Below are 5345 nucleotides of genomic sequence, written 5' to 3' on the forward strand. Positions count from 1 at the left end.
TTTTTGGAGTCATCTTTCGGTGCTCTTTCATGAAGTTTTTTGTGGAGGGTTCGATTCTGGCTCAGGATGAACGCTGGCGGCGTGCTTAACACATGCAAGTCGAACGGGATCCACCAGCTTGCTGGTGGTGAGAGTGGCGAACGGGTGAGTAATGCGTGACCGACCTGCCCCATGCTCCGGAATAGCTCCTGGAAACGGGTGGTAATGCCGGATGTTCCAACAAGTCGCATGGTTTGTTGGGAAAGTTTTATACGGCGTGGGATGGGGTCGCGTCCTATCAGCTTGACGGCGGGGTAACGGCCCACCGTGGCTTCGACGGGTAGCCGGCCTGAGAGGGCGACCGGCCACATTGGGACTGAGATACGGCCCAGACTCCTACGGGAGGCAGCAGTGGGGAATATTGCACAATGGGCGCAAGCCTGATGCAGCGACGCCGCGTGAGGGATGGAGGCCTTCGGGTTGTAAACCTCTTTTATCGGGGAGCAAGCGTAAGTGAGTGTACCCGTTGAATAAGCGCCGGCTAACTACGTGCCAGCAGCCGCGGTAATACGTAGGGCGCAAGCGTTATCCGGAATTATTGGGCGTAAAGGGCTCGTAGGCGGTTCGTCGCGTCCGGTGTGAAAGTCCATCGCTTAACGGTGGATCCGCGCCGGGTACGGGCGGGCTTGAGTGCGGTAGGGGAGACTGGAATTCCCGGTGTAACGGTGGAATGTGTAGATATCGGGAAGAACACCAATGGCGAAGGCAGGTCTCTGGGCCGTTACTGACGCTGAGGAGCGAAAGCGTGGGGAGCGAACAGGATTAGATACCCTGGTAGTCCACGCCGTAAACGGTGGATGCTGGATGTGGGGCACGTTCCACGTGTTCCGTGTCGGAGCCAACGCGTTAAGCATCCCGCCTGGGGAGTACGGCCGCAAGGCTAAAACTCAAAGAAATTGACGGGGGCCCGCACAAGCGGCGGAGCATGCGGATTAATTCGATGCAACGCGAAGAACCTTACCTGGGCTTGACATGTTCCCGACGACCCCAGAGATGGGGTTTCCCTTCGGGGCGGGTTCACAGGTGGTGCATGGTCGTCGTCAGCTCGTGTCGTGAGATGTTGGGTTAAGTCCCGCAACGAGCGCAACCCTCGCCCCGTGTTGCCAGCATGTAATGATGGGAACTCACGGGGGACCGCCGGGGTTAACTCGGAGGAAGGTGGGGATGACGTCAGATCATCATGCCCCTTACGTCCAGGGCTTCACGCATGCTACAATGGCCGGTACAACGGGATGCGACAAGGCGACTTGGAGCGGATCCCTGAAAACCGGTCTCAGTTCGGATCGCAGTCTGCAACTCGACTGCGTGAAGGCGGAGTCGCTAGTAATCGCGAATCAGCAACGTCGCGGTGAATGCGTTCCCGGGCCTTGTACACACCGCCCGTCAAGTCATGAAAGTGGGCAGCACCCGAAGCCGGTGGCCTAACCTCTTCGGAGGGGGGAGCCGTCTAAGGTGAGGCTCGTGATTGGGACTAAGTCGTAACAAGGTAGCCGTACCGGAAGGTGCGGCTGGATCACCTCCTTTCTACGGAGTAATTCAGGCTCGTGCTAGCGAGCCGGTGTGGGCCGGACGGCCGGGGAAGTCCCGGTTGGTTTCCGGCTGCTGGTGTGGAAGATTTCGTTGGCTTTGGCCGTGCCGGTCGTGCGGTGCGGATGGGAAGCGGTATGGATGCGCTTTTGGGCTCCCGGATCGCCACCCCGAGACGTTGGTCTCGGTGCGGTCCGTTGCCCCGTGGGCTTGGTCGCCCGGATTGGTTTCCGGCTGGCTGGTCGTGCGGGTGCGTGGTGGTTTGAGAACTGGATAGTGGACGCGAGCAAAAGCAAGCTGAGTCTTGTCTTTTGCTGTTGATTTCGTTCGGACTCCAAACGTTTTGTTTTGGTGTTCGTTCCGATCGTTTTGTGATCTGATGTAGTGTCGATTGATTTGTCGTCTGGCAGCATTGTTGCGTTGCGCGGGTGTTTCGCCCGCAAGGGCGTATGGTGGATGCCTTGGCAGACGGGACCGATGAAGGACGCGTGTGGCCGCGATAGGCCTCGGGGAGCCGCCGACAGGGCTTTGATCCGAGGGTCTCCGAATGGGGGAACCCGGCCGCCTCTATGGGCGGTCACCGGCTTCGGCCGGGGGGTACGCAGGGAAGTGAAACATCTCAGTACCTGCAGGAAAGGATACTCCGTGAGTAGTGGCGAGCGAAAGCGGATCAGGCCAAACCGTTGCCGTGTGATACCCGTCGGGGGTTGCGGCTTCGGTGTTGCGGGATCGCGTGTGCCGGCTCCGGCGGGCCGGCGGGCGGTGAGAAATCCATGTGCGAGGGGAACCGGGTTGGATACCGGGCCGTAGAGGGTGATGGCCCCGTACCCGAAAGCGCATGGACCGCCTTGACGCGTCTCCCAAGTAGCACGGGTCCCGTGGAACCCCGTGTGAATCAGCCCAGACCGTTGGGTAAGCCTAAGTATTCCCGTCTGACCGATAGCGTACTAGTACCGTGAGGGAAAGGTGAAAAGCACCCCGGGAGGGGAGTGAAAGAGTTCCTGAAACCGTGCGCCTACAAACCGTCGGAGCCTTCTTCATGGGGGTGACGGCGTGCCTATCGAAAAATGAGTCTGCGAGTCAGTGGCGGGTGGCAAGCGTAAGCCGTGTGGCGGACGCGTAGCGAAAGCGAGTCTTAAAAGGCGCCTTTAGTCGCTCGTCCTGGACCCGAAGCGGGATGATCTAGCCCTGGGCAGGTTGAAGCGCGGGTAAGACCGCGTGGAGGACCGCACCCACCTGGGTTGAAAACCGGGGGGATGACCTGGGGCTAGGGGTGAAAGGCCAATCAAATTCCGTGATAGCTGGTTCTCTCCGAAATGCATTTGGGTGCAGCGTCGGGTGAGTACATCCGGGGGGTAGAGCTACTGGATGCTTGAGGGCCCGTACTGGGTACCGACAGCAACCAAACTCCGAATACCCGTGATGCGTATCCCGGCAGTGAGTCGGCGGGGGATAAGCTCCGTCGTCGAGAGGGAGACAGCCCAGACCGTCGTCTAAGGTCCCCAAGCGCGTGCTAAGTGGGAAAGGATGTGGAGTCGCATAGACAGCCAGGAGGTTGGCTCAGAAGCAGCCATCCTTGAAAGAGTGCGTAACAGCTCACTGGTCTAGTGGTTCCGCGCCGACAATGTAGCGGGGCTCAAGCACGCCACCGAAGACGCGGCAGCACGTTTCGTGCTGGGTAGGAGAGCGTCCCACGAGGGTCGAAGCGGCCGCGCAAGCGCGCCGTGGACTTCGTGGGAGTGAGAATGCAGACATGAGTAGCGAGAGACGGGTGAAGATCCCGTCCGCCGGATGACCAAGGGTTCCAGGGCCACGTTCATCGTCCCTGGGTGAGTCGGGTCCTAAGGCGAGGCCGACAGGCGTAGTCGAATGGATGAACGGGTCGATATTCCCGTACCGGCGCGCGACCGAACAGACCGAAAGGGCGAGTACTAACCTTGCGTTCCCTCGGATCCCTCCTTCGGGTGGGTGACGGTGGTTCGTCTGGGACCGTAGCCCCGGTAGGTGAGCGCGGGAGTGACACGGAAGGGCAGCCGGCCAGGGAGGTGGTTTTCCCGGGCCAAGCACGCAGCCCGTCCCCCAGGCAAATCCGGGGGGCGTCAAGGGTGAGGTGCGATGGGACGCGCTTATGCGCGGATCCGGTGATCCCGGCCGTCGAGAAAAGCTTCGGCGCGAGGGCGTGCGGCGCCCGTACCCCAAACCGACACTGGTGGTCAGGTAGAGAATACCAAGGCGATCGAGCGAATCCTGGTCAAGGAACTCGGCAAATCACTCCCGTTCCTTCGGTTTAAGGGAGACCCCCTTGCGTGAAGCGGCTTGCCCGTGGAGCGTCGGGGGGTGGCACAGACCAGGGGGTAGCGACTGTTTACCAAAAACACAGGTGCATGCGAAGACGCAAGTCGCGGTATATGCACTGACGCCTGCCCGGTGCCGGAAGGTTAAGAGGATCCGTCAACCTTTTGGTGAAGCGGTGAATTCAAGCCCCGGTAAACGGCGGTGGTAACTATAACCATCCTAAGGTAGCGAAATTCCTTGTCGGGTAAGTTCCGACCTGCACGAATGGCGTAACGACTTCCCCACTGTCTCGACCAGGAGCTCGGCGAAATTGCAGTACGAGTAAAGATGCTCGTTAAGCGCAGAAGGACGAAAAGACCCCGGGACCTTTACTATACCTTGGTATTGGCATTCGGTGTGGATTGTGTAGCATAGGCGGGAGACTTAGAGACCATGGCGCCAGCTGTGGTGGAGTCGCAAGGTGAAATACCGCTCTGTTCGCATTGGATGTCTCACCACGAGCAGTCATCCTGCTCTGGGACAGTGCCTGGCGGGTAGTTTAACTGGGGCGGTTGCCTCCCAAAGAGTAACGGAGGCGCTCAAAGGTTCCCTCAGCCCGGTTGGCAATCGGGTGGCGAGTGTAAGTGCACAAGGGAGCTTGACTGCGAGACTGACGGGTCGAGCAGGGACGAAAGTCGGAACTAGTGATCCGGTGCCGGTGTACGGACGCGGCATCGCTCAACGGATAAAAGGTACCCCGGGGATAACAGGCTGATCATTCCCAAGAGTCCATATCGACGGGATGGTTTGGCACCTCGATGTCGGCTCGTCGCATCCTGGGGCTGGAGCAGGTCCCAAGGGTTCGGCTGTTCGCCGATTAAAGCGGCACGCGAGCTGGGTTCAGAACGTCGTGAGACAGTTTGGTCTCTATCCTCTGCGCTCGTTGGAATGTTGAGGAGGCCTGCCCATAGTACGAGAGGACCTGGGTGGACGAACCTCTGGTATGCCGGTTGTCGCGCCAGCGGCACGGCCGGTTGGCCACGTTCGGAAGGGATAACCGCTGAAAGCATCTAAGCGGGAAGCCTGCTCCAAGATAAGCATTCCATAGGCCTCCGGGCCTTGAACCCCCCATGAAGAACACGTGGTCGATAGGCCGGACGTGGAAGCCCCGCGAGGGGTGGAGCCGACCGGTACTAACGGGGGAAGGCGAAACCTCACACCAACCCATGTTGGTGACCGTGCTGCGCACATGACCTGCGGACGACAAGTAGACACTACAGTCGGTCACCGCGGTCGGAACAAGCGAACATCAACACAATGCGTCCACCATCCGGTCCCCGAACCACCACCATGCCGGCAGACGAGAGTCTGACCGTATAACAGAAGACTTGCGGCGGTCACAGCCCAGGGGAGACGCCCGGACCCATTCCGAACCCGGAAGCTAAGGCCTGGCACGGCGATGGTACTGCACCCGACAGGGTGTGGGAGAGTAGCACGCCGCCGCA

3 rRNA genes are annotated in these 5345 nt (G+C 60.0%); all 3 read left to right on the forward strand.

From position 1 onward, the window contains the following. Positions 1 to 38 precede the first annotated feature (38 nt). A 16S ribosomal RNA gene (locus JS530_RS10680) occupies positions 39 to 1563 on the forward strand. A gap of 432 nt (positions 1564 to 1995) precedes the next feature. Next, positions 1996 to 5056 (forward strand): 23S ribosomal RNA (locus tag JS530_RS10685). A gap of 173 nt (positions 5057 to 5229) precedes the next feature. Continuing rightward, positions 5230 to 5345: ribosomal RNA gene (gene rrf, locus JS530_RS10690) — 5S ribosomal RNA — on the forward strand; the annotation flags it as partial.

Source organism: Bifidobacterium colobi (assembly GCF_018555455.1).
GTDB classification, from domain to species: Bacteria; Actinomycetota; Actinomycetes; order Actinomycetales; family Bifidobacteriaceae; genus Bifidobacterium; species Bifidobacterium colobi.